The organism is Bradyrhizobium sp. STM 3561 (assembly GCF_045571455.1).
Classification (GTDB): domain Bacteria; phylum Pseudomonadota; class Alphaproteobacteria; order Rhizobiales; family Xanthobacteraceae; genus Bradyrhizobium; species Bradyrhizobium vignae.
On record NZ_CP120695.1, the window covers coordinates 2,034,616 to 2,056,419 of the forward strand.

At 63.9% G+C, this 21,804-nt stretch carries 23 protein-coding genes and 2 pseudogenes; 19 read left to right on the forward strand and 6 right to left on the reverse strand.

The window, feature by feature from the left end:
* On the reverse strand, positions 1–618 hold the full coding sequence (locus tag P6U28_RS09210; protein WP_244607675.1) for a GntR family transcriptional regulator: 618 nt from the start codon (positions 616–618) through the stop codon (positions 1–3).
* Between the two features lie 292 nt (positions 619–910).
* On the opposite strand from P6U28_RS09210, the gene P6U28_RS09215 reads away from it, so the two are divergent.
* The 5 genes from P6U28_RS09215 to hydA are packed head-to-tail and all read left to right on the forward strand — an operon-like array spanning position 911 to position 5,688.
* Positions 911–1,915: an ABC transporter substrate-binding protein gene (locus tag P6U28_RS09215; RefSeq protein ID WP_129144217.1), complete on the forward strand. Its 1,005-nt coding sequence runs from the start codon at positions 911–913 to the stop codon at positions 1,913–1,915.
* Complete coding sequence (locus P6U28_RS09220) at positions 1,899–2,750, forward strand: ABC transporter permease (RefSeq protein ID WP_122403897.1); 852 nt, start codon at positions 1,899–1,901, stop codon at positions 2,748–2,750. Before P6U28_RS09215 ends, P6U28_RS09220 begins: the two co-directional genes overlap by 17 nt.
* Positions 2,750–3,526 carry an ABC transporter ATP-binding protein gene (locus tag P6U28_RS09225; RefSeq protein WP_122403896.1) on the forward strand — a complete coding sequence of 259 codons (777 nt, stop codon included), beginning with the start codon at positions 2,750–2,752 and terminating at the stop codon, positions 3,524–3,526. Before P6U28_RS09220 ends, P6U28_RS09225 begins: the two co-directional genes overlap by 1 nt.
* Positions 3,527–3,535: 9 nt before the next feature.
* A complete protein-coding gene (locus P6U28_RS09230) occupies positions 3,536–4,267 on the forward strand; it encodes an aspartate/glutamate racemase family protein (protein ID WP_162500335.1) in 732 nt (243 codons plus the stop codon).
* Between the two features lie 11 nt (positions 4,268–4,278).
* Positions 4,279–5,688 (forward strand): dihydropyrimidinase, encoded by a 1,410-nt coding sequence (hydA, locus tag P6U28_RS09235; protein WP_162500334.1) that lies wholly within the window; start codon positions 4,279–4,281, stop codon positions 5,686–5,688.
* Positions 5,689–5,721: 33 nt separating this feature from the next.
* On the opposite strand, the pseudogene P6U28_RS09240 reads toward hydA, so the two are convergent.
* Positions 5,722–5,898: pseudogene (locus tag P6U28_RS09240) on the reverse strand (NAD(P)H-dependent oxidoreductase); the annotation flags it as partial.
* Positions 5,892–6,014 (reverse strand): annotated as a pseudogene (locus tag P6U28_RS09245) (oxidoreductase); the annotation flags it as partial. The pseudogenes P6U28_RS09245 and P6U28_RS09240, both read right to left, overlap by 7 nt.
* Positions 6,015–6,172: 158 nt before the next feature.
* On the opposite strand from P6U28_RS09245, the gene P6U28_RS09250 reads away from it, so the two are divergent.
* Complete coding sequence (locus P6U28_RS09250) at positions 6,173–7,297, forward strand: mandelate racemase/muconate lactonizing enzyme family protein (protein ID WP_122403893.1); 1,125 nt, start codon at positions 6,173–6,175, stop codon at positions 7,295–7,297.
* A 420-nt stretch (positions 7,298–7,717) separates the two neighbouring features.
* On the opposite strand, the gene P6U28_RS09255 is transcribed toward P6U28_RS09250, so the two are convergent.
* Entirely contained in the window at positions 7,718–8,680 is a 963-nt protein-coding gene (locus tag P6U28_RS09255) for an IS110 family transposase (RefSeq protein ID WP_244607735.1), read from the reverse strand.
* 753 nt (positions 8,681–9,433) lie between these two features.
* Between P6U28_RS09255 and P6U28_RS09260 the strand changes: the two genes are divergently transcribed.
* From P6U28_RS09260 to dusA, 13 genes are all read left to right on the forward strand, one after another.
* Positions 9,434–10,792 carry an ABC transporter substrate-binding protein gene (locus tag P6U28_RS09260; RefSeq protein WP_122403892.1) on the forward strand — a complete coding sequence of 453 codons (1,359 nt, stop codon included), beginning with the start codon at positions 9,434–9,436 and terminating at the stop codon, positions 10,790–10,792.
* Positions 10,793–10,863: 71 nt separating this feature from the next.
* The gene (locus tag P6U28_RS09265; RefSeq protein WP_122403891.1) at positions 10,864–11,838 is read left to right on the forward strand and encodes a carbohydrate ABC transporter permease; all 975 of its coding nucleotides are present in this window, start codon (positions 10,864–10,866) and stop codon (positions 11,836–11,838) included.
* A complete protein-coding gene (locus tag P6U28_RS09270) occupies positions 11,835–12,797 on the forward strand; it encodes a carbohydrate ABC transporter permease (protein WP_122403890.1) in 963 nt (320 codons plus the stop codon). The genes P6U28_RS09265 and P6U28_RS09270 overlap by 4 nt, the downstream gene beginning before the upstream one ends.
* A gap of 68 nt (positions 12,798–12,865) precedes the next feature.
* Positions 12,866–12,994: a hypothetical protein gene (locus tag P6U28_RS09275; RefSeq protein WP_376707328.1), complete on the forward strand. Its 129-nt coding sequence runs from the start codon at positions 12,866–12,868 to the stop codon at positions 12,992–12,994.
* 10 nt (positions 12,995–13,004) lie between these two features.
* Positions 13,005–14,102 (forward strand): ABC transporter ATP-binding protein, encoded by a 1,098-nt coding sequence (locus tag P6U28_RS09280; RefSeq protein WP_122403888.1) that lies wholly within the window; start codon positions 13,005–13,007, stop codon positions 14,100–14,102.
* A complete protein-coding gene (locus tag P6U28_RS09285; protein WP_122403887.1) occupies positions 14,095–15,120 on the forward strand; it encodes an ABC transporter ATP-binding protein in 1,026 nt (341 codons plus the stop codon). Before P6U28_RS09280 ends, P6U28_RS09285 begins: the two co-directional genes overlap by 8 nt.
* 12 nt (positions 15,121–15,132) lie before the next feature.
* Entirely contained in the window at positions 15,133–15,756 is a 624-nt protein-coding gene (gene dhaL, locus P6U28_RS09290) for a dihydroxyacetone kinase subunit DhaL (protein WP_122403886.1), read from the forward strand.
* A complete protein-coding gene (dhaM, locus tag P6U28_RS09295; RefSeq protein WP_129143098.1) occupies positions 15,753–16,145 on the forward strand; it encodes a dihydroxyacetone kinase phosphoryl donor subunit DhaM in 393 nt (130 codons plus the stop codon). Before dhaL ends, dhaM begins: the two co-directional genes overlap by 4 nt.
* 31 nt (positions 16,146–16,176) lie before the next feature.
* Complete coding sequence (locus P6U28_RS09300) at positions 16,177–16,479, forward strand: HPr family phosphocarrier protein (protein ID WP_407122084.1); 303 nt, start codon at positions 16,177–16,179, stop codon at positions 16,477–16,479.
* Position 16,480: 1 nt separating this feature from the next.
* Complete coding sequence (gene ptsP / locus P6U28_RS09305) at positions 16,481–18,100, forward strand: phosphoenolpyruvate--protein phosphotransferase (protein ID WP_122403883.1); 1,620 nt, start codon at positions 16,481–16,483, stop codon at positions 18,098–18,100.
* Entirely contained in the window at positions 18,093–18,515 is a 423-nt protein-coding gene (locus P6U28_RS09310) for a hypothetical protein (protein WP_122403882.1), read from the forward strand. The genes ptsP and P6U28_RS09310 overlap by 8 nt, the downstream gene beginning before the upstream one ends.
* A 33-nt stretch (positions 18,516–18,548) precedes the next feature.
* Positions 18,549–19,532 carry a dihydroxyacetone kinase subunit DhaK gene (gene dhaK / locus P6U28_RS09315; protein ID WP_122403881.1) on the forward strand — a complete coding sequence of 328 codons (984 nt, stop codon included), beginning with the start codon at positions 18,549–18,551 and terminating at the stop codon, positions 19,530–19,532.
* A 444-nt stretch (positions 19,533–19,976) separates the two neighbouring features.
* Positions 19,977–20,972: a tRNA dihydrouridine(20/20a) synthase DusA gene (dusA, locus tag P6U28_RS09320; protein WP_283809892.1), complete on the forward strand. Its 996-nt coding sequence runs from the start codon at positions 19,977–19,979 to the stop codon at positions 20,970–20,972.
* Between the two features lie 10 nt (positions 20,973–20,982).
* Here the strand turns inward: dusA and P6U28_RS09325 are convergent, their stop codons facing one another.
* Entirely contained in the window at positions 20,983–21,537 is a 555-nt protein-coding gene (locus P6U28_RS09325; RefSeq protein WP_122403879.1) for a TIGR02281 family clan AA aspartic protease, read from the reverse strand.
* Between the two features lie 28 nt (positions 21,538–21,565).
* Positions 21,566–21,769: a DUF1289 domain-containing protein gene (locus P6U28_RS09330; RefSeq protein ID WP_122403878.1), complete on the reverse strand. Its 204-nt coding sequence runs from the start codon at positions 21,767–21,769 to the stop codon at positions 21,566–21,568.
* Between the last annotated feature and the right edge of the window lie 35 nt (positions 21,770–21,804).

The window sequence follows — 21,804 nt, forward strand, 5'->3', positions numbered from 1 at the left end:
TTATGCCGCCGTCCGTTTGGCCTGAGGGGCGGCGAGGACTTCGAGCAGCGCCGTGCCGGTGCGCGCGACGTGGGCGCCGAGCAGGCGGCCGGCGGCTTCGCCGTCGCGTGCCTTCAGCGCGGCCAGGATGTCCGCGTGCTCGTCGACCGAATTGCTCCAGCGCCTGTTCGCGCCGAGCGCGAGATAGCGCGCGCGTTCGGCGCGGGAGATCAGCGTCTCGTGGGCTTCGCGCAGCGGCGTGTTGCGGGCCATGCGGACGATGGTGTTGTGAATCTCGCCGTTGATGGTGAAATAATCGTCGAGCTTGCCGTTGCGGTGATGACCCTCCATGCGGGTCTGAAGCGTGCGCAGGCGGGCGAGGTCGCGCTCGGTGGCGCGCTCCGCGGCGAGCTCGGCGGCGAGCCGCTCGATGCCGGCGAGGGCCTCGAACAATTCCGAGATGCCGTCCACTGCGATATCGGCAATGCGCGGGCTGCGGTTGGGACGAAGCTCGATCAATCCTTCAGCCGCCAGCACCTTCATCGCCTCGCGTAAGGGGGTGCGCGACACGCCGAGCTCCTTCGACAGCTTCGTCTCCTGGGTTTGCGAACCCGGCGGCAGCTCGCCGCGAATGATCATCGTCCGCATCCGCGCCGCGGCACGCTCATGCAGGCCCATCCGCTTGAGTTTGGGCGACTTTCGTCCCTTTGACGCTTCCGATTTTGGCTGCACGCGTGCCTCACTTCTCACGTTGGATCTTAGCCGTTTCCGACCCTTTGGCCTGCCCAAAATATCGACGTATCTCGCTGAAAACAATGGCATAGCGCGCAAATTGTATGCAGCATGCAGAAACTGGATTGCCTTGCGGCGAAGGGCGGCGGATGATCGTTTCCGACGCGCGAGATCCCGCGCATTCGAAACGGAGCAGGTGATGCGGACGAGTTTGCGACTGGGCCTCGTGGTAATGGCGGCGATGCTTGGCGGAAGCGATCTCGCCTCCGCGCAGGCGGCGAAGATCAAGCTCGGCTACGCCAAATGTGCGCACTGCCTGCCGATGTCGCTGATCCCGGGCATCGCCAAGAGCATCGAGGTCGAGGCGACCGGCTTCAACTCGGGCAATGACGTGCTCACCGCCCTGGTCTCGAAGAGCATCGACGTCGCGCAGGTGACCTATCTCCACTACATCACCGCGCTCGACAAAGGTTTCGACGTCGTCGCCGTCTCAGGTCAGATCAATGGCGGCTCGGAATGTCTCTCCTCCGCGAAGCTGAACCTTCCCCCTGAGGACTGGGCGACGTTCAAGACGACCGTTGCGAAGGCGAAGAGCGACGGTCAGCCGCTCAAGGTCGCGGCGTCCCGCGGCAATGCGCAGGACATCCACATGCGCGGCGCGTTCCTCAAGCAGGGCGTCGATCCCAACAAGGACATCCAGTTCATCAACATCCCCAATCCGTCAGATCATCTCGCCGCGCTCCAGCGCGGCGAGGTCGACATGATCTGCTCGGTCGAGCCGTTCGCCTCCCAGATCCGGCTCGCCGGTGCCGGCAAGCATTTTGTGCTGCCGTATGAGCAGGCTGCGGGAAATCTCACGAATCTGATCGTCACGCGTTCGGATGTGATCGCGGGCCAGCGCGCCGGCGTCCAGGGCGTCGTCGGCGCCGTGGTCGAGCTCGACAACAAGCTGATCGCCGACAAGGGGCCGTGGGTCGAGGTCATCAACAAGCTCACCGGCCTCGACAAGAATGTGGCGACCGAGGCGCTGAAGAACGCTTCGCCCGATCCTGCGATCCATCGCTCGCAGACGCTGGCGATCGCCGCGATGATGCGCGACCTCAAATACATCTCGAAGGACGTCTCCGCGGAAGCGGAGAAGAACATGGATTATTCGTTCCTGGAGCAGGCCACCGGAAAGGCCAAGAATGACCTCGGTTACTGACGTCTCGCCCGCAAGGCCGGCGTTTCGGCTGACGCGGGCATTCCAGGGGCTCGAACGCCTCGTCGTACCCGCGCTGCTGATCGCGGGCTGGGAGGCCTTTGCCCGCAGCGGCATGCTTCCGCCGGCGCTGTTGCCGGCGCCGAGCGCGGTGCTGCATGCGCTCGGCGACTGGGTGTTCGGTTTCGACGAGACCACGCAGACCTATTCGGGGCACTGGCTGCGTGACGCGCTCGCCAGCGCGTTTCGCGTGTTCGGCGGCTTTGCGCTGGCAAGTCTGCTCGGCATCCTCGCGGGAGTCGCGATCGGCTGGTCGCGCCTGTTCGAGAAGACGCTGGAGCCCACGCTGCAGATGCTGCGTCCGATCCCGCCGGTGTCCTGGATTCCGCTGGCGATCATCTGGTTCGGCATCGCCGACAAGCCGGCGGTCTTCCTCGTCTTCCTCGGCGCTTTCTTTCCGGTGCTGATGAACAGCATCCACGGCGTCAAGACCGTTGACCACAATCTCGTGCGCGCCGGCGCGATGATGGGCGCCAATAGCCGGCAGATGCTGACCGACATCGTGCTGCCGGCGGCGCTGCCGTCGATCTTTGCGGGCTTGCGCATCGCGGTCGGATCGGCCTGGATGCTGACGGTCACGGCCGAGATGGTCGCGGTGAAGAGCGGCCTCGGCTATGTCTTGTGGGATTCCTATTACTTCCTGCGCTACGACATCGTGCTGGCTGCGATGATCTCGATCGGCCTGCTCGGCTATCTCTCCGACCTCGGACTCAAGGCGATCATGGCGCGCACGCTGCGCTGGCAGCAGACGACCACCGTGCAGGGAAGGGCGGGCTGATGGCGGCAATCGAGCTTCGCAACATCGTCAAGGTGTTCTCCGACAAGCGCCGCGGCCGGGACCTCTTGACGCTGGACAACATCAACCTCGACATCGAGTCCAACGATTTTGTCTGCCTGCTCGGCCCCTCCGGCTGCGGCAAGTCGACACTCCTGAACATCATTGCGGGCTTCGAGCAGGCGACAAGCGGCCGCGCGCTGGTGGACGGCAAGCAGGTGGAGCGGCCCGGCTCGGACCGTGGGGTGGTGTTCCAGCAGCCGACGCTAATGCCGTGGCTGACCGCAATCGACAACATCGCCTTCCATCTCAAGCTCAAGGGGGTCGCCAAGGCCGAGCGCCACGACCGCGCCATGGAGTTCATCGATCTCGTCGGCCTGCGCGGCTTCGAGCATCATCATCCTTCCGAAATGTCGGGCGGCATGAACCAGCGCGTCGGGATCGCCCGCGCGCTGCTGATGAACCCGAGCGTGATCCTGATGGACGAGCCGTTCGCGGCGCTGGATGCCCAGACCAAGCTCGAAATGCAGGAGGAGCTGGTCGCGATCTGGCAGAAGCGCCGCTGCACCATCGTGTTCGTCACTCATAGCGTCGACGAGGCCTTGGTGCTCGGCAACAAGATCGTGGTGATGACCAGGCGGCCGGGCCGGATCCGCGAGGCCGTCACTTTCGACCTGCCGCGCCCGCGCGACATCACCAGCCCCGAATTCAACGACGCCAAGCGCCACATCCTGGCTTTGATCCGGGAGGAGTCGACGCGGCTTGCGCAGGCGTCGTAAGGTATCGCCATGCGCAAGCGTCTCGGCATGATCACGCCATCCTCCAACTCGGTGCTGGAGCCCGTCACCAGCGCCATGCTGCATGGCGTGGCTGATGTCACCGCACATTTCTCGCGCTTTCGCGTCACCGAGATTGCGCTCGACGCCGCCGCGCTGAGCCAGTTCGATGCCTCGGTGATGCTGCCGGCCGCGGACCTGCTGACCGATGCCAAGGTCGACGCGATTGCCTGGAATGGCACCTCCGCAAGCTGGCTCGGTATCGGCCGCGACCGGAGCCTGCGCGAGGCGATCACGGCGCGCGCGGGCGTCCCGGCGACAACGTCGACGCTCGCCTGCATCGATGCCGCCCGCTCGCTCGGCGCCAAGCGCGTCGGCCTGGTCTCGCCCTATACGGACGATGTGCAGCGGCGGATCGCCGACGTCTGGGCCGAGGAGGGGATCGCCCCGCACGCCGAGCGGCACCTCGGCCTGCGCGACAATTTCTCCTTTGGAGAGGTCGCGCCGACGACCATTGCGGACATGATTCGCGCCGTGGCGGCGGAGGGAGCAGATGCGATCGTCATCCTCTGCACCAATCTCGACGCTGCGGCGCTTGCGGCCTCGCTCGAACGGGAATTGGACGTCGCTGTGCTCGACTCGGTCGCGGTCACGCTGTGGCGGACCCTCGGTCTCGCCTGCTGCGACATCAGGGCCCTTGCGGGGTGGGGCCGCATATTCCAGACATCCGCGGCCATCAAGTGACGGAGGCGCACGTGACCCAGCTCGATCTCGCCATTCGGGGCGGCACCATCGTGACGGCCAGCGACGAGTTCCGCGCCGATATCGGCATTCGCGACGGCCGAATCGTCAGCATCGCCGATCATCTCGAGGGCGCGGCGCAGGAGATCGACGCGACTGGCCTGCTGGCGCTGCCGGGGGGCATCGACAGCCACGTCCACATCTCCCAGCCCTCGGGCCCCGACGTGGTGATGGCCGATGATTTTGCCTCGGCGACACGCGCGGCGGCTGCCGGCGGCAACACCATGGTGCTGCCCTTCGCGCTGCAGGAGAAGGGGACCTCGCTGCGAACCTGTGTCGAGAACTATCGCAAGCTCGCCGAAGGCGAATGCTATATCGATACCGCGTTCCACCTCATCATCTCCGACCCGACCGCGGTCGTGCTCGGGCAGGAGCTGCCGGCCCTGGTCAAGGACGGCTACACCTCCTTCAAGGTGTTCATGACCTATGACGACCTCGTGCTCAGCGACAAGCAGCTGCTCGAGGTGTTCGAGGTCGCGCGCCGCGAGGAGGCGCTGGTCATGGTCCATTGCGAGGGCTATGACGCCATCCGCTTCCTCACCAGCAAGCTGGAGCGCGAAGGCCATATCGCGCCCTATTATCACGGGGTGTCGCGGCCCCAGGCGGTCGAGCGCGAGGCGACGCACCGCGCCATCAGCCATGCCGAGGTGATCGGCGTCCCCATCATGATCGTGCACGTCTCCGGTCGCGAGGCGATGGAGCAGGTGCGCTGGGCGCAGCAGCGCGGCTTGCCGGTGCATGCAGAGACCTGCCCGCAATACATCACGCTGACGGCCGACGACATGAAGGGCCTCAACATGGACGTCACGGGCGCGAAATATGTCTGCTCGCCGCCGCCGCGCGATGTCGAGAGCCAGCAAGCGATCTGGGAAGGCATCACGTCGGGTGTATTCCAGACCTTCTCGTCCGACCATTGCCCGTTCCGCTACGACGATCCCAAGGGCAAGCAGACGCCGAACGCCCGCACCTCGTTCCGCTGGGTGCCGAATGGCATCCCCGGTGTCGAGACGCGGCTGCCGATCCTGTTCTCAGAAGGCGTCTCGAAGGGACGCATCACCCTGCAGAAGTTCGTCGAGCTGACCGCGACCAACCATGCAAGGATCTATGGTCTTTATCCGCGCAAGGGCTCGATCGGTGTCGGCTTTGATGCCGATATCGTTCTCTGGGATCCCAAATTGAAGAAGCCCATCCGGCAGACCGATTTGCATCACGGCTCGGACTACACGCCCTGGGAAGGGTTCGAGGTCACAGGATGGCCGGTGACGACGATCGCCCGCGGAGAGGTGGTCTTCAACAAGGGGCGGATCGTCGGTGCCAAAGGTGCAGGCCAAGTGCTGAGCCGGGGCAAGTCGAGCCTGATCTGATCCGGCTCGACCTGCCGCCAAAGCGGACATCCAGAAGCTCGCGGCCATTGCAGCGAGGCGTCGATGGGTCCTTTCACGGGCAGCGTCGATCGGCTGCTGCGGTCCGGCGGTTGGACCGATCAGCACGAAGCGGACATTGCTGATGCCGATGAAGCGCAGGATTTCCCGCAAGTAAGGCGTTGCCATATCGATGCGGCCGCGGTTCATTCCGCGAGGAATCCTCCGTCCACCGCGATCACCGTGCCGGTCGCATATTGCGACGCCGGCATGCAGAGGAAGGCGACGGCGCCGGGAGCCACCGCATTGATGCGGATGTCTTCCTCGGCCCGCTTCAGAACGGCTCGACAAGCTCACCACGGCCAGGGCCGCGCCGTGGAAGGCGCGCTTTCCGGTGTTCACTGAGATCAAGCAGGAAGGTGACTTCGCGCGCGCCTATTGAGATAGTGGCTCTGCGTGGTTTCACCCCGATCGCAGGATCCGCAACATGACTGACGGCTTCACCATCCGCTCGATCGAGGCGTTCTGCTATCGCTATCCACTGGCGACGCCGGTTGTGACGTCGTTCGGCAAGATGCTCAACCGTCCCGCCGTCTTTGTTCGCGCTGTCGATGAAGACGGCGTCGAGGGGTGGGGTGAATCCTGGTCCAACTTTCCGGCGCCCGGCGCGGAGCATCGCGCCCGGCTCGTCAACGAGGTGCTTGCGCCCGGCCTTGTCGGTCGCAAATTCGACGGTCCCGCTCAGGCTTTCGAGACCTTGACCAAGGGCACCGAGGTGCTGGCGCTTCAATGCGGCGAACCGGGACCATTTGCGCAGGCGATCGCCGGTATCGATCTCGCGCTGTGGGACCTCTCCGCACGCCGCCAGCGTTCGCCGCTCTGGCGGCTTCTGGGCGCGCACTCCGATACGATCAAGGTCTATGCCAGCGGCATCAATCCCAGCGGTGCGGCACAGACAGCGGAGGCCGCGCTCGCGCGCGGTCATCGTGCGCTGAAGCTGAAGGTCGGCTTCGGCATCGAGACCGACCTTGCCAATTTGGCCGCGCTGCGCGGACTTGTCGGCGCCGGCATGCTTGCCAGCGATGCCAATCAGGGCTGGTCAACGGCTCAGGCGCTTCAGATGCTGCCGCGGCTTGCCGAATTCGATCTGCGCTGGTTGGAGGAGCCGATCCGCGCCGATCGCCCGCGCGAGGAGTGGCGCAGGCTGCATGCCGCGGCGAAGATGCCGATCGCCGGCGGCGAGAACATTTCGAGCGTCGAAGCCTTCAACGACGTTCTGTCGGAAGGCGTGCTTGGCGTGGTTCAGCCCGATATTGCGAAATGGGGCGGCCTCAGCCTCTGTGCCGGTCTGGCTCGCGACATCCTGGAGGCGGGAAAGACGTTTTGTCCGCACTATCTCGGCGGTGGTCTCGGCCTGCTTGCATCCGCGCATCTTCTCGCCGGTATCGGAGGTGATGGCTGGCTGGAAGTCGATGCCAACGATAACCCACTGCGCGATCTGTTCTGTGGCTCGATCGTCAATGTGAGGGAAGGAACCGTTCAGCTGGGCGAAGACCCCGGGCTCGGAATAGTGCCCGATCTTGCCTCGATCGAGCGCTATCGCAGCATCTAGACCAGAGTGACAGGACCTGCTGGCTTTCGGCCGCAATTTGCGGTGTGCACCGGCGATCAAGAAAGATCTCATCGCAGCCGAGGAGAGCAGAATCCGGTCGCCTTGCAACGACTCAAACGAGAGCCGCAGCTCCCGGTGTTCGCTGATGAAGCAAGCGGCAGCATCGCGGCGCGCCAACACTTCTTTCAAGGACACACCTCCGCATTCTCGCGGCGCCTTCCGCCCGAGCTTTGCTTCGTCGCTCCACCCTCTGAAAGCCAAGAGCAACTGTGGCGAAGTAGCCCGGCGATCGGCCGGCCTCAAGGCTGGCGCTGGCGCGCCCCCGCCTGCGGCGGCTGACGGCCTTGACCCCGTCCGCTCACCGGTCTGTTGGCTTTGCATGCGCTCGGCCGAGGTCCGAGCGCGAGATAGGCGCGCTCGTCAGGCCACCCTGTATTTCTTCGGATCCCACGTCTCGCCGCGCGCGATCATGGTGTTGAGGATGATGATCAGCTTGCGCATGCAGGCGACGATCGCGACCTTTGGCGGCTTGCCCTTGGCAATCAGCCGTTCGTAGAAGGCCTTGAACACCGGATTGTTCAGCGTTGCGGCACCGACACAGGGCATGTAGAGGGCATTTCGCACCCAGCGGCGGCCACCCTTGATGCAGCGTTCACCTCGACGTTTGCCGCTATCATCGTCATAAGGAGCAACGCCCATCAACGCGGCGGCAACTTCGTCGCTCACCTGCCCCAGCTCCGGTAGTCCTCCAAGCAGCGCCATTGCGGTCCCCTCAGCAAAGCCTGGTACGCTCTGGATGATCTCGGCGCGTTTGGCAAAGTCCGGCGTTGTCTTGATCGTCGCCGCGATCGCGGTCTCGAGCGCGGCGATTTCGTCAGCCAGCTTCTTAAGAAGACGCGCGCGAGCCTTCTGAACAAGGGCCGGCGCCTCATGCTCCTTCTGCATTTCCAGGCGAGCCCTGACGTCAAGCAGGCCTTGGCGTCCCTTCACCAGTGCCTTCATCTCCTCGTGAGCGGGATTGTCGACTTGGCTGGGAGCCTCGCCGAATGTCTCGGCGAACCAGGAGATCATCTCCGCGTCGATCTTGTCATTTTTCGCAAGGCGTCCCGCCGATTCCGCAAAGTGGCGAACCCGTTTGGGATCGACGATCCGTACTTCCAGCCCTGCTTGGCGCAACGCCTTGGCCCATACCCGCTCGTAGCCGCCGCTTGCCTCCATCACTGCCTTGCCGACCTGATGCTTGCGAAGCCATGCAATCAAGCTCCGTCGCCCCGCCGCGGTTGTTGGGCAAGTCTTCCGCTCCGTTACGGTCCGAATGCACGCATCAATCTTGTCTTTAGCGACATCGATGCCGACGACAACCAGATCGTCTTGTGTCATCATCCACTCCCTTCCTTGCCTGGTACGGGCTCGCAGCCCTTGCAACTGTTCGGGTTCAGGAAGACACCGGAGCTGTCCCTTGCTCTTTAGCAGGCTCTGTCGCCTTTGGGCGCAACGGGCTCAGTTCCGGCAACGGGCGGTTCTGATCCAACCGCCCGTTGCCACATTCTGGCAGATTTCGGGGACACAAGGGCGCAGGGAGCTGTCTCGAAGTAGGTTGCGAGGCAGCACCGACCGCACAGATGCGACGAATCCGAACGGAGGCGGCCATCGTCAGATTTCGGACAACGAGGGGCTACTCGCGCCTCCGAACTGCTTCATTGAACATTTCAGTAAAAGCAGTTTGCTAAACACGCGGCTGTGGCCGACCTTCCGGCTCTCCTGTTGTTCGGATGGGCTGGATTGCTCCTGCCGGGCGACATCGGCGGTCGCATTCGGCAAGATTTTCCGGAATTTTCGCTGCAACTGCGAACATCCCGCTTGCGAGCGAACACCGTAAGTCTTTTCGCCAGGCTCGCGACAAACGGGGCTTGACGATCTCCAGAATTTAGTAATACGTTTAGTTCTGTAAAAAAAACTAAACATCACGCATCGGGCCGATGTGTGGGAGGAGCCCAAGCCATTCCGGAGCCGTCTCCGGAAGCGGTCCGTCTCGTCCTTCACTCATCGCTCCTCAAACTCGGTTTCAGGGTCTCGGCGTCGTTCCGGCAGGAAGCGCCGAGCGGATTGGATGCTTCAACGAGAGAGGAAACGGATATGCGGACATTCAGTTGGTTGAGAAGCTCGGCGGCCACCACGGTTCTCGGAGCGGCGCTGCTGGGGGGATTTGGCGGAGGCGAAGCTGCGGCCCAAGGTAAGCAGCTCACGCTGTGCTGGGCGGCATGGGATCCCGCCAACGCGCTGGTCGAACTCGGCAAGGACTTCACGAAACAATCCGGCATCGAGATGAAATACGAGTTCGTCCCATGGACGAGCTATGCCGATCGCTTCCTCAATGAGCTCAACTCCCACGGCAAGCTCTGCGACCTGATCATCGGCGACAGCCAGTGGATCGGCGGAGCCGCCGAGAACAAGTGGTACGTCAAGCTCAACGATTTCTTCGACAAGGAGAAGATATCGATGGACGACTTCGTTCCGGCGACGGTTGTCGGCTATTCGCAGTGGCCGAAGAACTCGCCGAACTATTGGGCGCTGCCGGCCATGGCCGATGCGGTCGGCTGGACTTATCGCAAGGACTGGTTCTCGCGACCCGAAATTCAATCCGCGTTCAAGGCCAAGTACGGCCGCGACCTGGCGCCGCCGAAGACCTATGACGAGCTGAAGCAGGTCGCCGAGTTCTTCCAGGGCCGCGAGATCGACGGCAAAAAGGTTTACGGCGCCTACATCTTCACCGAGCGCGGCTCCGAAGGCATCACCATGGGCGTGACCAACGTGCTCTACAATTACGGCTTCAGCTACGACAATCCCAAGAAGCCGTACCAAATGCAGGGCGTCGTCAATTCGGCCGAGGCGGCCAAGGGGCTCGAGTTCTACAAGGAGCTCTACAAGTGCTGCACCGCGCCGGGCATGACCAACGCCTACATGCAGGAGGGGCTCGACGCCTTCAAGTCCGGCCAGGTGGCGATGCAGATGAACTGGTTCGCCTTCTTCCCCGGCCTGTACAAGGATCCGAATGTCGGCGGCGACAGAATAGGCTTCTTCGTCAATCCGGCCGGTCCAGCCGGACACTTCACCCAGCTTGGCGGGCAGGGGATCTCGGTGGTCGCGACCTCCGACCGCAAGGACGACGCGCTGGCCTACATCAAATGGTTCGCGCAGCCCGCCGTGCAGCAGAAATGGTGGCAGCTCGGCGGCTACTCGGCTCTCAAGGCGGTCGTCGACGCGCCCGACTTCCCGAAGAGCGCAGCGTTCGCACCGCAATTCCTGGAGTCGATGGGCATCGTCAAGGACTTCTGGGCCGAGCCATCCTACGCGCAACTGCTGCTCGACATGCAGAAGCGGGTGCATGACTACGTCGTTGCCGACAAGGGCACGGCGCAGCAAGCGCTCGATCTCCTCGTCAAGGACTGGACCAAGGTCTTCAAGGAACAGGGCAAGCAGGTCGCGTCGCAATAGACTCGGGTTCTCGCATCAACTGAACTGGTTTCCCCGGGGAGGTGCCTCGGGGAAGCCGAACCAGCCAACCGATGGACAAGATGACGACGATCTTTCAACCTGATCATGCTACGATCGCCGGTGTGAGTGAGCCCGCCAAATCGCGCGCCACGCGGCGTGTCCGTGGCCTGTCGGACCGGACCATCGCCTGGCTGTTCGTTGCGCCGACGATCGGGCTGCTGCTCGCGATCAATATCTTTCCGCTGATCTGGATGATCCGGCTGTCGTTCACCAGCCTCAATCTCAGCATGTCCTATCTGCCGCTGCGGTTCGTCGGGCTCGACAATTTCACCGACATTCTCGGCGACGAGGACATCTGGTTCCGCCTGCAGACCACGGCGCAATTCGTGATCTGGTCAGTGACGCTGCAGGTGATCATCGGGTTTGGCCTCGCCCTGCTCATCAACCGCCAGTTCCGCGGCCACAGCTTCTGGACCACGATCATCCTGCTGCCGATGATGCTGTCGCCGGCGGTGGTCGGCAACTTCTGGACACTGCTGTTGCAGCCGCAGATCGGTCCGTTCAACTACCTGATCAGCCTGTTCACGGGTGTGCCGCCGAGCTCGTTCAGCATGACCGGGCAGGTCTCGCTCGCACCCTGGACCATCGTGCTGGTCGACACCTGGATGTGGGCTCCCTACGTCATGCTGATCTGCCTCGCCGGGCTTCGCTCCATTCCCGACTACATCTATGAGGCGGCCGAAGTCGATCGCGCCTCAGCCTGGCGGCAGTTCTGGTCGATCACGCTGCCGATGACGGTTCCATTCCTGATGCTCGCCGTGCTTTTCCGCGCGATCGAGAACTTCAAGATGTTCGACATGGTCAATCTGTTGACGTCCGGAGGCCCCGGCTCGACCACCGAGCTCGTGTCGATCACGCTGAAGCGCGCCGCGTTCGAGAAATGGCGCACCGGGTATTCCTCCGCGCTCGCCATCATCCTGTTCGTGACCGTGTTCGGTGCCGCCAACATCTACGTCAAAGCGCTCAACAAGGTGAAGCAACGATGACCGCCGTCCTCACCAAGTCCACCGCTCACTCCATCGTGGAGGCCTCGCCGCGCGCGAAGGCCGTGGCCGGCGGCCTCGTGATCCTCTACGCCGTGATCACGATCCTGCCGCTGCTCTGGATCGTCGCCACCGCATTCAAGTCGCAGAGTGACGCCATCGCCTATCCGCCGAAGGTGATCTTCCAGCCGACGCTCGAGGGTTACGTGAACCTCTTTACCGTACGTACCCGCCAGACACCGGATTTCGTCGCCAAGCTGCCGCCGCCGCAGACGTGGTACGACAAGCTCGTGCGCCAGCGCGACATGGTCATTGCCGGACCGTCGAAGGTCGTGCCGCGCTTCGTCAACTCGCTGATCATCGGGTTCGGCTCGACCTTCCTGGCCGTCTTTCTCGGCACGCTCGCAGCCTACGCCTTCTCGCGCTTCCGCATTCCCCTGGCAGACGATCTTCTATTCTTCATCCTGTCGACGCGCATGATGCCGCCCGTTGCCGTGGCGATCCCCATCTATCTGATGTACCGGCAGCTCAACCTGACCGACACCAGGCTCGGAATGATCCTGCTCTATACCGCCGTGAACGTCTCGCTCGCGGTCTGGCTGCTCAAGGGGTTCATCGACGAGATCCCGCGCGAATACGAGGAGGCCGCCCTCGTCGACGGCTACACGCGGCTCCAGGCCCTGCGCAAGGTCGTGTTGCCGCAGGCCGTCACGGGGATCGCCGCGACCGCAATCTTCTGCCTGATCTTCTCGTGGAACGAGTACGCGTTCGCGGTTCTCCTGACGAGCGGCGAGGCACAGACCATGCCGCCCTTCATTCCCTTCATCATCGGCGAGGGCGGGCAGGACTGGCCGGCGGTTGCTGCCGCGACCACACTGTTCGTCGTGCCGATCGTCCTGTTCACCGTGTTGTTGCGCAAGCACTTGTTGCGCGGCATCACCTTCGGAGCTGTGCGCAAATGAGCGGTTCTGCGGTTGAAAAAAGCGGAATGTCTCGCTGGTTGCTGCGTGGGCCTTGGGAGGCCGGCGCGATGACCCTGATCGGGGGCGGCATCGTCATGCTGGTGCAGCCGTGGTCGATCGATCTGTACAGCTATTCCTTCGCGACCATCCTCGCCGGCACGGTTGGCTACGTCATCGTCAGCCATTTTCCGAAATAGGGCGGCAGCCATGGCACAAATCCGCGTCGAAAACCTGCGCAAGTCGTTCGATCAGTTCACGGCCGTTGAAGGCTCGAACTTCACCATCGACGACGGCACCTTTTTTGCGATGCTCGGGCCCTCCGGCTGCGGCAAGACAACCACGCTGCGCATGATCGCTGGCCTCGAGCTGCCAACTGAGGGCAAGATCCTGCTCGACGGCGAGGACGTGACCTTCCGCCGCGCCGCCGCCCGCGATATCGCCTTCGTCTTCCAGCTCTTTGCGCTCTATCCACACATGAATGTAGCGGGCAACATTGGCTTTCCCCTGAAGTGCCAGGGCATGGGGCGGCGCGAGATTCGCGAGCGGGTGCAGGAAACCGCGCGGCTGCTGCGGATCGAGCATCTCCTGTCGAGCAAGACGTCGAAGCTCTCGGGCGGCGACCGGCAGCGCGTCGCGCTTGGCCGCGCCATGGTGAGGCGGCCGAAGGCCTTCCTGATGGATGAGCCGCTCGGGGCGCTCGATGCCGAGTTTCGGCATGTGATGTGCGGCGAGCTTCGCGACCTGCACGAGCGCATCGGTGCGACCACTGTTTACGTGACGCACGACCAGCTCGAAGCGATGTCGATGGCGGATCAGATCGCGGTCATGAACAAGGGACGGGTCGAGCAGATCGGCTCGCCGCAAGAAGTCTATGACCGGCCCGCCAGCATGTTCGTGGCCGATTTCATCGGCTCGCCGCCGATGAATTTCCTGCGGTTTGAAAGCGGCTTGCGGTCGGGGGATCGGACTGTCGCCTTTCATAGCGTCAGCGTCGACGTCCCGGAGATCCGCGAGGACCGTGCGAGCGCACCGCTGGCGCTCGGGATACGTCCTGAGCACATCCGCTTTGCCGACGAGGCTCCCGTCCGCGGCGAAGTGTTCGGTGCCGAATATCTCGGCACCACGCAGATCGTCACCGTCGACACGCCGCACGGACGCCTCGCGGCGCGGCTGCCCTCCAGCGCGTCGGTGCGGATCGGCGAGACGGTGGGTCTTGAATTCCACTCCGAGCGGCTGGCGCTGTTCGATGTCGCCAGCGGTCTCGCTGTTCGAACCGCCAATGAGGGGAGGGTGCGCCATGGCTGACGTCGCGTTGCGCAACATTAGCAAGCGTTTCGGCGCGGCCGAGGCGGTCCGCGAGCTTTCGCTGGCGGTGAACGACGGAGAGTTCCTGGTCCTGCTCGGGCCGAGCGGCGCGGGCAAAACCACGACGTTGCGGCTGATCACGGGGCTCGAGACCCCCGACACCGGCTCGGTCATGATCGACGGCCGCGACGTGACGCGTGATCCGCCGGGATCACGCGATATCGCCTTCGTCTTCCAGCAATATTCGCTGTATCCGCACCTCACGGTCTTTGACAATCTGGCATTTCCGTTGCGCTCTCCCGCACGGCGCGTGCCGGAGCCGATCATCCGCAAGCGCGTCGAACGGACTGCGGAGCTGTTGCACATCGCAAGCAAGCTGAACAACCGTGCAACCCGTCTGTCCGGAGGCGAAATGCAGCGGGTGGCGATCGGCCGCGCGCTGGTTCGCGATCCCTCGATCTACCTGATGGACGAGCCGCTCTCATCGCTGGATGCGAAGCTGCGTGCGGAGCTTCGTCTCGAGCTCAAGCGGATCCAGCTCGAGCTTGGCGCGACCATTCTGTACGTGACCCACGATCAGGTCGAGGCCATGACGATGGCTTCCAGGATCGGCGTGATCAGGGACGGCCAGCTCCTTCAGTGCGGTACGCCGCGGGAGATCTACGAGAGTCCTTCATCGAGCTATGTCGCCTCGCGCCTCGGCACGCCTCAGATCAACTTCCTTCCGGCCCGTCTGTTGTCAGACGTGCCGGTGCCGCCGGGGACGGAGACCGTTGGTATCCGAACCGAGCATCTGCAAATTGCCGCGCGCAACGGCGGACGAATGGTCGGCCGCGTGCACCGCGTCGAGCACCTCGGCGAGCAGAATCACATCCACCTGGACTACAAGGGCGAGATGCTGGTGACGCTTGCGGATCCGCGCCGGCCGCTTCAGTCCGGCCAGGAGGTCGAACTACACCTGCTGCATCCGCTCTGTTTCGATCGCGCGGGGCAACGCATCCCTGCGATGGTTCACTAGAGGATCCGTTCGATGTCGCTGCAACCCGAGACATTCAAGTCGCTGGTCAAGATGGCCGCAGAGCAGGTCATCGCGAGCGCGCCGGAACTCACGACCCTGGATCAAGCGATCGGCGACGGCGACCATGGAACGAACATGAAGCGCGGCTTTGAGGCGGTGCTCGGCAAGCTCGATGCCATTTCGGCGCAGCCGCTGGACGAGGGGCTGAAGATGATCGGCAAGACGCTGGTGATGACCGTCGGAGGCGCCTCCGGGCCGCTTTACGGCAGTTTCTTTCTTGGCGCGGGCGAAGCACTTTCGCACGACAAGCACCTGCCGGACGATCTCGCGGACGTCTTTGGCAGCGGCGTGAATGCGGTGAGCGCGCGGGGGCGCTCGCAGGCCGGCGAGAAGACAATGCTCGACGTGCTTGTTCCCGTCCTGGAAACGTTGAGGACGGCGGCCGGTCAGCCGGATCTGATCGCGCGGGTCCGAGCCACTGCTGCCGAAGCAGTCGAGCGGACTGCACCGATGCAGGCCACCAAGGGGCGAGCGTCGTTCCTCGGGCCGCGCAGCGTCGGACATGTCGATCCCGGCGCACGTTCGAGCTGCATACTCGTGCAGGCGGTCTGCGCGAGCCTGGAGGGACAGCAATGACCGACACTGTGGGTATCGTGATCGTCTCGCATTCGAAGGATATCGCCAAGGGCACCGCCGACATGGTGCGGCAGATGGTCGGCAGCGAGGTCAAGGTGGCCTTCTGCGGCGGCAATCCCGACGGCGGGCTCGGCACGAGCGTCTCCCTGATCATCGATGCCATCAACGATGCCTGGTCGGCGAAGGGCGTCGCGATCCTCGTCGATCTGGGCGGCGCAGAGACCAACAGCGAAATGGCGGTCGAAATGCTGGAGCCCGCACGGCGCGAGCTCGTTGTCGTATGCAACGCGCCGATCGTCGAGGGCGCCGTGATGGCGGCGACCGAGGCGGCGGGCGGCAGCTCACTGGCCCAGGTGAAGGCCGTGGCCGAGGAACTCTCTGCCGACTGACGCGTCGGCGAAGCGATGATGGAAGATGAGCATGCTGGACAGAGCGGACGGACAGACATTCATCGGCAATGTACGGCTGGTGCACGCGGTGGGCATGCATGCACGCCCGGCGGTCAAGCTCACAAAGCTTGCCAAGAAGTTCGAGGCGCAGATTTTAGTTCGGGTGGCGGGCGCGGCCGAGTGGATCAATGCCAAGAGTGTGGCCAAGATCATGGCCATGCGTGCGGCGCACGGCAGCACGATCGAGATCAAGGCATCCGGCAGTGACGCCGAGGCCGCCGTCGCGGCGCTGGTCGACCTGATCGCAACTGATTTTCCGGACGGAGCTTCGTAGCATGCAGGGAGGCGCGACAGGACTGGCCTACCGCGGCAGAACCGCCTCGATCGGCTTTGCCCATGGCCCGTTCGTCCGCGTCGATGCGGGCACGAACGGCGAGCGCGTCGCGGGTACCTTGGTCGAAGAGGCACTCGCGCTGCGCAGTGCGATAGACGTGGCGAGCGGGCAGATTGCGGAGCTTGCCACGATCGCCGGAGGCGAAGCCGCGCAAATTCTCGAATTCCAGGTCGCATTGTTGGAGGATGAAGATTTCATCGAAGCGATCTTCGCGTCGATCGGGGAGGGGAGTTCTGCGGACGTCGCGTGGCGTTCGGCGCTCGATGAGCAGATTGCCGATTACAATTCGGCAGAGGACGAATATCTGAAGGCGCGCTCGTCGGATCTCGCTGACCTGCGCGACCGCGTGATCAACATTCTGCGGGGAGGCGAAGGCCAGGTCCTGAAGATTCCGAGCGGCGCCGTCGTCTGCGCCGACGATCTGCCGCCCTCGCGATTCCTTGAGATCGACTGGTCCAGCGGCGGCGGTCTGGCGCTCCTGCGCGGCAGCCCCACGAGCCACGTCGCCATGCTGGCGCGGGCACGGGGGATCCCCATGGTCGTGCAACTCGGCGCCATTCCGGAGATCGGAGCCACGGCGCTGCTCGACGGCGAAAGTGCGATGCTCGAGCTCGATCCAAATGCGGAGCAGGTCCGGCTGTTCGAGAAGCGGCGCGAGAACCATCGCAAGAGCAGGGCGTCTGCGCGCGCAATCCTGCGGCGGCCGACGGCTTTGTGGCGCGGCGAGCGGATCAAGCTGTTCATCAATATCCAGCGCGTCGACGATCTCGATCACGCCGACGCACAATACGCAGATGGCATCGGCCTGATGCGCACCGAATTTCTGCTCACCGAGCGGGGGCGCCTGCCCGACGAGGAGGCCCAGTTCGCAGCCTACGATGCGGTGTTGCGTTGGGCCGACCGGCGTCCAGTCACCATTCGTACATTTGACGCCGGTGGCGACAAGCCGGTGCCCGGCTTCACGCTGGACGGCGAAGCCAATCCCTTCCTGGGGGTTCGCGGCTTGCGGCTTTGCCTGGCCCGGCCCGACGTCTTTACCGTTCAACTTCGCGCGCTCGCGCGTGCCGCCGTGCGCGGAAACCTCAAGGTCATGTTTCCGATGGTCACATCGGCGGACGAGCTCGAAGCAGGGCGGAAGCTGTTCGCTGAAATCGTGCAGCGCTTGCAGGTGGACGGCATTGACGCGATGCTCCCCGAGCTGGGAATCATGGTCGAAGTCCCGGCGGCGGCCCTTGCGATTGCGAGCTTCAAGGCTTCCTTCTTCTCGATCGGCTCGAACGATCTCGCGCAATATGTCCTTGCCTGCGATCGTTCCAATGGAGCTCTCGCCCCCTTGATGGATCCACTACATCCGGCCTTGCTCGAACTGATCGCACGGACCGCGGAGCACGGCCGGCGCGGCGGCATCAGCGTCAGCCTGTGCGGCGACATGGCGAGCGACCCGCGCTGCCTTCCCGCATTGTTGAATTGCGGCTTGCGGGAGCTGTCCGTGAATGCATCAGCGCTCGCACAGATCAAGCGGACGATCGACCGGCTGAGCAACGGAGGCGGGCTTGGCTGACACGGCGATCGATGAACCGGCAGAAGCCGGCGCTGTTGCGGTCTACAAGCGCATCTTCAAGGAAGTGCTGGAGAGCCGCCCGTCGGGCATGCGGCTGCGTCTGGCGCATGCCATCGGGAAGAACCGCAGCTTCGTCAGCCAGATCAGCAACCCCGCCTATCCGGTGCCGATACCCGTGCAGCACCTCAATACGATCTTCGATGTCTGCCACTTCCCGCCGCAGGCGAAGGCCGCCTTCCTTCGTGCCTATGCGCGTGCCCATCCGCGCCGGATCGGCCGGCTGACGGAGGGATCGCATGAGCGGAGCTTGACGCTGCATTTGCCGGATCTCGGCAGCGCCAAGCGGAACGCCGAACTCGATGCGCTGCTCCAGGATTTTGCGCGGCGCTTGATTGCCATCATGCGGGAAAAATAGCGTGAGGCCAGGGGAGAAAACGGGGAGGAGACAGTGAAGAAGTTCATCAATTCGGTCGACGGCGTGCTCGCAGAGAGTCTCGACGGGCTTGCTGGTGCGCATGCCGATCTCGTCGCGCTCGGGCCGGAGCGGAAATTCGTGCGACGTCGTGAGCTGAACCCGAAGAAGGTCGCACTCGTGTCCGGTGGCGGCAGCGGGCATGAGCCGCTGCATGCGGGCTTCGTCGGCTATGGCATGCTCGATGCCGCCTGTCCGGGGCAGGTCTTCACGTCGCCAACGCCGGACCAGATCGTCGAGGCCGCGCAGGCGGTTTCTGGTGAAGCCGGCGTGCTGTTCATCGTGAAGAACTATGCGGGGGACCGCATGAATTTCGAGATGGCGGCCGAGATCGCCGAGGGCCGCACGGCGACGATCGTGACGGACGATGACGTCGCGGTCGAGAACTCCACCCACAGCATCGGACGCCGCGGCGTGGCCGGCACGCTGATCGTCGAGAAGATCGTCGGCGCGGCTGCCGAGAAGGGTGCTGACCTGAAAAGTTGCGTTGCGCTCGGTGAGCGCGTCAATGCGCGGACGCGATCGATGGGCGTGGCGTTGACGAGCTGCACGGTCCCGGCCGCGGGCACGCCGACCTTTTCGCTTCGGGAGGACGAGATGGAAATGGGGGTCGGCATTCACGGTGAACCGGGGCGCCGCCGCGTCAAGCTGGAGCAGGCCGATGCGATCGCAGACGAGATGACGACGGCCATCGCGCAGGATCTCGACGCGCGCGGTGGGGGCGAGGCCATCCTGCTCGTCAACGGATTTGGCGGGACGCCGACGATCGAGCTCTATCTGATGTACAATGCTGCGCGGCGGATGCTCGAGAAGCGCGGCTTGCGCATCGCTCGCTCGCTGGTCGGCAGCTTCGTCACCTCGCTGGACATGGCCGGGTGCTCGCTCACCGTGAGCCTGCTCGATAGCGAGACCGCGGCACTGTGGGACCATCCCGTGCGTACGCCCGCGTTGAAATGGTGACCGCGGCTGGGAACGGCTGCTGATTTTTTTCCGATCGCGCTCCGGCGGACGATCGGTCCGGGGGCCACGCCTCACGCACGTATCGGAATTTTCCGGTTCCCCCTCCCTGAAACTTGCCGTGTCCCTCGGACACGGCTTCTTTTATGTGGCGGTAGACGGCTATTTCTCTGTCCGTCGCACGCCTCTGGTCCGACGAGCCCACTATGTGCCGCCGTCGGATCGGCCGGGTGTGATCCAAGTTCATCACGTCCCTCTGCGACGTTGGAGTGGATGGGGCTTACCCTCGCAGCGAAGCCGTCGCGTGGGCCGGTTTGGCAGCAAATTTGGAAGCAAAGGACTGCCCAAAAACTGGCTAGATAATCGAACCATCTCTAAAAAACCGAACGAAACCAGTATAGATACGTCGCCGTGTCCTCCCAGGATTGGATCGACAGAGAATCTTAAGTGATTGAAAATCATTGGAAATTTAGCTGTGCCCCGATGATGGACTGGACCGACCGGCATTGCCGGGTGTTCCATCGGCAACTGACGCGGCGGGGGTTGCTCTATACGGAGATGCTGACCACGGGCGCAATCATCCATGGCGACCGGGAGCGGCTGCTAGGGTTCGACGCGTGCGAGCATCCGGTGGCGCTTCAGCTTGGCGGGTCTGATCCCAAGGAGCTCGCGCAGGCCGCGCGGATTGGCGAGGCGTTCGGCTATGACGAGATCAATCTCAATGTCGGTTGCCCCTCCGATCGCGTGAAGGACGGCCGTTTCGGCGCCTGCCTCATGGCGGAGCCGGAGCTCGTGGCGAGATGCGTTGATGCCATGAAGCACGTGGTCGCCGTTCCCGTCACGGTGAAGTGCCGTATCGGGATCGACGACCAGGATCCGGAGGTCGCGCTCGATGCGCTCGCGCGTGCGGTGGTGGCGTCCGGCTGCGATGCGCTGATCGTGCACGCGCGCAAGGCTTGGCTCAATGGCTTGTCGCCGAAGGAGAACCGCGACGTCCCGCCGCTCGATTATGATCGCGTCTATCGGCTCAAGCGCGCGATGCCTGGTGTGCCCGTCATCATCAATGGCGGCGTTCGGAGCATTGACGAGGCAAAGGCGCATCTTGCCCATGTTGACGGCGTGATGCTCGGCCGCGCCGCCTATCAGGAGCCATGGCGGCTGCTCAGCGTCGATGCCGACATCTTCGGCGAGGCGGCACCGCACGCCTCCATGCAGGACGCGCTCGAGGCGATGATGCCCTACATCGAAGGGCAGCTGGCGCGCGGCACCCGGCTGCACGCCATCACGCGGCATTTCGTCGGCGCATTCCATGCCGTGCCCGGCGCACGGGCGTTCCGCCGCCATCTTGCCGAGCAAGGAGTGAAGCCGGGTGCCGGTCTCGACGTGCTGCGCGATGCGATCGCGCGCGTCGGTGCAAGCGCGCCGGCCGAGGCGGCGGCGTAGCCGCCCCTTGCTAGTCGACCGCCGTGCGGGAGCGGCGAGGGCTGCTCTGGAGCTCCGGATATCCTGTCAGCATCAGCGTATCCGCGCGCACGCCCCAGCTTTGCAGGCGATCCAGGAAGCTCATGCCGAGCAGATTGGTCTTCATCTGGCCGCGTTGCACCACGAGGGCCGGCACCGACTTCTCGACCAGCTTGCCGACGGCGAGACGGTCGAGCGTGAGCCGGGCCGCCTTGGTGTGACCGCCCGCGGTCTCGAGGTCGACATCGTATTCCAGCATTTCGAGCGGCAGCCCGATCGCCTTTGCGGTTTCCCAGGTCAGCACCACCGACGTCGCGCCGGTATCGATCACCATCGGTGCGGTGACGCCATTGATCTTCGCGCGCAGCGTGAATTCGCCGCCCTGGCTGCGCGGGATCTGGACGGCCGGTGCCGGGGAGGCGGCCTGTGCGCGAAAAATGTGCGAGACCTTGTGGCTGGCTCGCGCGATCTGGTCGGGATCGCCATAGGCGACGACGGCACCTGCCGTGCCGGCGAGCATGATCAGAACGAGCAGGAGGCGGATCATCGCGCGCCTCCGAATGTACGCAGGCGGATCAGATGCGTTTCGGCGACGCCGCAATCGGCATAAGTCCAGCCTCCGCCATGCGTGCCGGCAAGAGGGCCATGATCGCGAGCCGGTCCACGCTCTCCATTGTGTGCCAGCGCGCGATCTCGGGCAAGGTCCGGCCGCAGCCGAAGCACAGTTTGGTCTTGGGATCGATCATGCAGACGGCGACGCACGGCGTTTCTTTGCTCATACGGACATAGTGAGGGATGATCGGGCATGTCGGCA

Bases quoted from the DNA above. Each gene is read 5' to 3' on its own strand.
- P6U28_RS09300 (WP_407122084.1), top strand. From the start codon at position 16,177: ATGCTGGACAGAGCGGACGGACAGACATTCATCGGCAATGTACGGCTG.
- P6U28_RS09280 (WP_122403888.1), top strand. From the start codon at position 13,005: ATGGCACAAATCCGCGTCGAAAACCTGCGCAAGTCGTTCGATCAGTTC.
- P6U28_RS09265 (WP_122403891.1), top strand. From the start codon at position 10,864: ATGGACAAGATGACGACGATCTTTCAACCTGATCATGCTACGATCGCC.
- P6U28_RS09220 (WP_122403897.1), top strand. From the start codon at position 1,899: ATGACCTCGGTTACTGACGTCTCGCCCGCAAGGCCGGCGTTTCGGCTG.
- dhaM (WP_129143098.1), top strand. From the start codon at position 15,753: ATGACCGACACTGTGGGTATCGTGATCGTCTCGCATTCGAAGGATATC.
- P6U28_RS09275 (WP_376707328.1), top strand. From the start codon at position 12,866: ATGACCCTGATCGGGGGCGGCATCGTCATGCTGGTGCAGCCGTGGTCG.
- P6U28_RS09210 (WP_244607675.1), bottom strand. From the start codon at position 618: ATGATCATTCGCGGCGAGCTGCCGCCGGGTTCGCAAACCCAGGAGACG.
- P6U28_RS09225 (WP_122403896.1), top strand. From the start codon at position 2,750: ATGGCGGCAATCGAGCTTCGCAACATCGTCAAGGTGTTCTCCGACAAG.
- P6U28_RS09250 (WP_122403893.1), top strand. From the start codon at position 6,173: ATGACTGACGGCTTCACCATCCGCTCGATCGAGGCGTTCTGCTATCGC.
- P6U28_RS09325 (WP_122403879.1), bottom strand. From the start codon at position 21,537: ATGATCCGCCTCCTGCTCGTTCTGATCATGCTCGCCGGCACGGCAGGT.
- P6U28_RS09285 (WP_122403887.1), top strand. From the start codon at position 14,095: ATGGCTGACGTCGCGTTGCGCAACATTAGCAAGCGTTTCGGCGCGGCC.
- P6U28_RS09260 (WP_122403892.1), top strand. From the start codon at position 9,434: ATGCGGACATTCAGTTGGTTGAGAAGCTCGGCGGCCACCACGGTTCTC.
- ptsP (WP_122403883.1), top strand. From the start codon at position 16,481: ATGCAGGGAGGCGCGACAGGACTGGCCTACCGCGGCAGAACCGCCTCG.
- P6U28_RS09255 (WP_244607735.1), bottom strand. From the start codon at position 8,680: ATGATGACACAAGACGATCTGGTTGTCGTCGGCATCGATGTCGCTAAA.
- P6U28_RS09270 (WP_122403890.1), top strand. From the start codon at position 11,835: ATGACCGCCGTCCTCACCAAGTCCACCGCTCACTCCATCGTGGAGGCC.
- P6U28_RS09215 (WP_129144217.1), top strand. From the start codon at position 911: ATGCGGACGAGTTTGCGACTGGGCCTCGTGGTAATGGCGGCGATGCTT.
- P6U28_RS09230 (WP_162500335.1), top strand. From the start codon at position 3,536: ATGCGCAAGCGTCTCGGCATGATCACGCCATCCTCCAACTCGGTGCTG.
- P6U28_RS09330 (WP_122403878.1), bottom strand. From the start codon at position 21,769: ATGAGCAAAGAAACGCCGTGCGTCGCCGTCTGCATGATCGATCCCAAG.
- dhaL (WP_122403886.1), top strand. From the start codon at position 15,133: ATGTCGCTGCAACCCGAGACATTCAAGTCGCTGGTCAAGATGGCCGCA.